4 protein-coding genes are annotated in these 3,473 nt (G+C 68.7%); all 4 read left to right on the forward strand.

Annotated elements, in window-relative coordinates; all coding sequences use genetic code 11:
• Positions 1 to 963, forward strand: a 963-nt coding sequence (tyrA, locus tag ACT6Y9_RS09585; RefSeq protein ID WP_443744356.1) for a bifunctional chorismate mutase/prephenate dehydrogenase, incomplete at its 5' end; no start/stop codon positions are given.
• Positions 964 to 1,131: 168 nt separating this feature from the next.
• Positions 1,132 to 1,557, forward strand: a complete 426-nt coding sequence (gene ndk, locus ACT6Y9_RS09590; protein ID WP_295481052.1) for a nucleoside-diphosphate kinase — start codon at positions 1,132 to 1,134, stop codon at positions 1,555 to 1,557.
• 75 nt (positions 1,558 to 1,632) lie between these two features.
• Positions 1,633 to 2,778: a 23S rRNA (adenine(2503)-C(2))-methyltransferase RlmN gene (rlmN, locus tag ACT6Y9_RS09595; RefSeq protein WP_443744358.1), complete on the forward strand. Its 1,146-nt coding sequence runs from the start codon at positions 1,633 to 1,635 to the stop codon at positions 2,776 to 2,778.
• 33 nt (positions 2,779 to 2,811) lie between these two features.
• The coding region (locus ACT6Y9_RS09600) for a helix-turn-helix domain-containing protein (RefSeq protein WP_443744357.1) at positions 2,812 to 3,473 on the forward strand (662 nt) is incomplete at its 3' end.

Below are 3,473 nucleotides of genomic sequence, written 5' to 3' on the forward strand. Positions count from 1 at the left end.
GCCGCGGCCGCCGCGGGGCTTCCCCCCGGGCTCCTTGAAGACCTTTTGTCGCGCCTTGAGCGCGAGGCGCACAAGGGCGCCGCCGCCGTCGCTGCCGCCTTCGAGTGCGCGGCCGCCGACCCCCGCCCCGTCGTGATTGTGGGCGGCGCGGGCGGCATGGGCCGGCAGCTGAGGAGCCACTTCGAGCGCTCGGGCTGGCCCGTGCGCGTCCTCGAGCGCGACGACTGGGGGCGGGCGGACGAGATCCTCGCCGGCGCCGGGACAGTAATCGTCTCCGTGCCGATCGACGCGACCGAGCGCGTGATCGGGCTCCTCAAGGGGCGGCTCGCTCCCGACGCGCTCCTCTGCGACGTCACTTCGGTGAAGACCGAGCCCGTGCACGCGATGATGGCGGCGCACCCGGGGCCCGTGGCGGGCCTGCACCCGATGTTCGGCCCCGACGTCGCGGGCTTCACCGGACAGGTCTTCGTCCATACGCCGGGGCGCTGCCCCGAGGCCGCCGGGGAGCTTCTGCGGCAGATCGAGATCTGGGGCGCGCGCATCTGCACGTGCACGCCCGAGGAGCACGACCGCGCGATGGGGATCATCCAGGCGCTGAGGCACTTCACCACCTACGCCTACGGGGTCTTCCTCGCGAAGCTCCACCCCGACATCCGGCAGATCCTCGAGCTCTCCTCGCCCATCTACCGGCTCGAGCTTGAGATGGTCGGACGCCTCTTCGCGCAGGACCCGCACCTCTATGCCGACATCATCCTTGCGAGCCCGAGGAACGCCGAACTGATCCGTCAGTACGTCGAGGGCCTCTGGCCTGAACTCCTCGTCATCGTCGGGCGCGACCGCGAGGAGTTCATCCGGCGCTTCATGACCGCGCGGGCGTACTTCGGCGACTGGGCCGGGAAATTCATGCGGGAGAGCGGCGAGATGCTCAACCTCATCCAGGCCGAACGCGCCCGCCGGAAATAGTTCCTCGCAATTCCCGACGCAAGCCGCGAATTTACCTGCGATTACCACGTGATAGAATCGCGGGCTGATGAAATGGGGCCGTCTGCGGCCCCGATTTCGCCTCCGGCGCGCCGCGCGCGGGGCGGACGTCAACCTCCTTTGAAATCCCCAATCTGAATAGAGTTGAAAATGGCCATTGAGCGCACTCTCTCCATCATCAAGCCCGACGCCGTTGCGAAGAACGTGATCGGCAAGATCTACTCCCGTTTTGAAACGAACGGCCTCAAGATCGTCGCGGCCCAGATGCGCCAGCTCTCCCAGGCTGAAGCCGAAGGCTTCTACGCCGTTCACCGCGAACGTCCCTTCTTCGCCGACCTCGTCAAGTTCATGACCTCCGGTCCCGTCATGATCCAGGTCCTCGAAGGCGAAGGCGCCATCCTCAAGAACCGTGAGCTCATGGGCGCCACGGATCCGAAGAAGGCCGCCCCGGGCACCATCCGCGCCGACTTCGCCGAAAGCATCGACGCCAACGCCGTCCACGGCTCCGACGCTCCGGAAACGGCCGCCGTCGAAATCGCCTACTTCTTCCCGACGCTCGCGATTCACAGCCGCTGATGCCCGTCGAGACGCCCGTCACGCAGATGAGCGCGGCCGCTCCCTCCCCGGAGGGGGGCGGCCGATCGCGTCAATCTGCTCGATTTTGATGCGGACGGTCTCAAGGCCTGGTGCGCGGAAATCGGCGAAAAGCCCTTCCGCGCCCGCCAGCTCACCCGGTGGCTGCACCGCCGGCTCGTCGACCGCTTCGACGAGATGACCGATCTTGCCAAAACCTTCCGCGCGAAGCTCGAGCGGCTCGCCGAGGTGCGCGCTCCGGAACCGATTCACGAGAAGAAGTCGGCCGACGGCACGCGCAAGTGGCTCTTCGACGTGGGCAACGGCAACGCCGTTGAATCCGTCTTCATTCCCGAGGACGACCGCGGGACGCTCTGCATCTCCTCCCAGGCCGGATGCGCCATGGGGTGCCTCTTCTGCTCCACCGGCAAGCAGGGCTTCAACCGCAACCTCACCACGAGCGAGATCGTGGGTCAGCTCTGGCAGGCCGAGCGCGAACTGCGCCGCGACCGCGGGATCACCGATCCCAACGACCGCGTGATCAGCAACGTGGTGCTCATGGGCATGGGCGAGCCCTTGCAGAACCTCGAGAACGTCATCCGCGCCCTCAAAATATTCCTCGACGACGACGGCTACGGACTTTCGCGCCGCCGCGTCACCGTGTCCACCTCGGGCCTCGTGCGCCAGATGGACAAGCTCGCCGAAGCCGCCCCGGTGGCGCTTGCGGTGAGTCTGCACGCCGCGGACGACGCGCTGCGCGACAAGCTCATGCCCGTCAACCGCAAGCACCCGATCGCCGACCTGATGGCCGCCTGCCGGCGCTACCTCAAGGTCGCCCCGCGCGACTTCATCACCTTCGAGTACGTGGTTTTGGGCGGGGTGAACGACAGCCTGCGCGACGCCGACGCGTTGGTGAACCTCGTGCGCCGCGAGAACGTGCCGTGCAAGTTCAACCTGATCCCGTTCAATCCCTTCCCGCAGTCCGATCTTGCGCAGCCCGACCGGGAGAAGGTGCTCGCCTTCTGCCGCCGCCTCAATGAGGCGGGCTACGTGACGACGATCCGCAAGACGCGCGGCGACGACATCGACGCGGCCTGCGGACAGCTCGCGGGCGAAGTGCGCGACCGCACCCGCCGCGCCGAGCGCCTCGCACAGCAGAAGGCCGAGGCGGCGGTGATCCTGCAGCAGTCCGGGCGCAGCCAGACGCGGCGCGCGGACGACTGATCCATCTCCACTTTTTCTCCGCAGGCAGCAGACATGGCAGAAGATTTCGCTTCCCAAAAGACGGGCGTCGAGCCGACGCTTTCTACGGCCGGCGGGGACGCCCCGGCCGCCTCCGCGAAGCTCGCCGGAGGGTTCGGCGCGCAGCTGCGCGCCGCCCGCGAGGCGCAGGGCATTTCGCTCGGCGACATGGCCGTGAGAAGCCGCCTCTCGGTCGCGCAGGTCCGCGCGCTCGAGGAAGAGGACGTCTCGGCTCTTCCCGAACCGGTCTACGTGCGCGCGTTCATCCGCGGCTGCGCCCATTCGCTCGGGCTTGACCCGCAGGCGCTCGCCGAGGACTACATGAACCGCTACGGGCGCGGCGGCGCCGCGGCCGAGCTCGGCCAGATCCCGAAGCACGACCCGTCGCGCGAGCAGGTGATCAACGCCGCCCCCCGCCACCGCGGCCTCAAGGCGGCGCTCCTCGTGGTGCTCATCGGCCTCGTCTCCGCGGGGATCTGGGCGATCTACACCGATCAGTTCGCGGGCGTGCATTCCGGCAGCGAAGCGCAGAAGATCGAGTCGGGCGTGACCGAAGCCGCGCCCGCTCCCGCTCCCGCGGTGCAGCCGGCGGCTCCCGCCCCGGCCGAGAAGCCCGCGGCGGAGAAGCCCGCCGCGGCGCCCGCGCAGCCGGCTCCGGCCGCCCAGTCCGCGGCTAC

The organism is Sutterella sp. (assembly GCF_052272535.1).
Taxonomy (GTDB): Bacteria; Pseudomonadota; Gammaproteobacteria; order Burkholderiales; family Burkholderiaceae_F; genus Sutterella.

What these genes read in the sequence shown, in the direction of transcription:
- ndk (WP_295481052.1), top strand. Translation starts at nt 1,132, where the DNA reads ATGGCCATTGAGCGCACTCTCTCCATCATCAAGCCCGACGCCGTTGCG.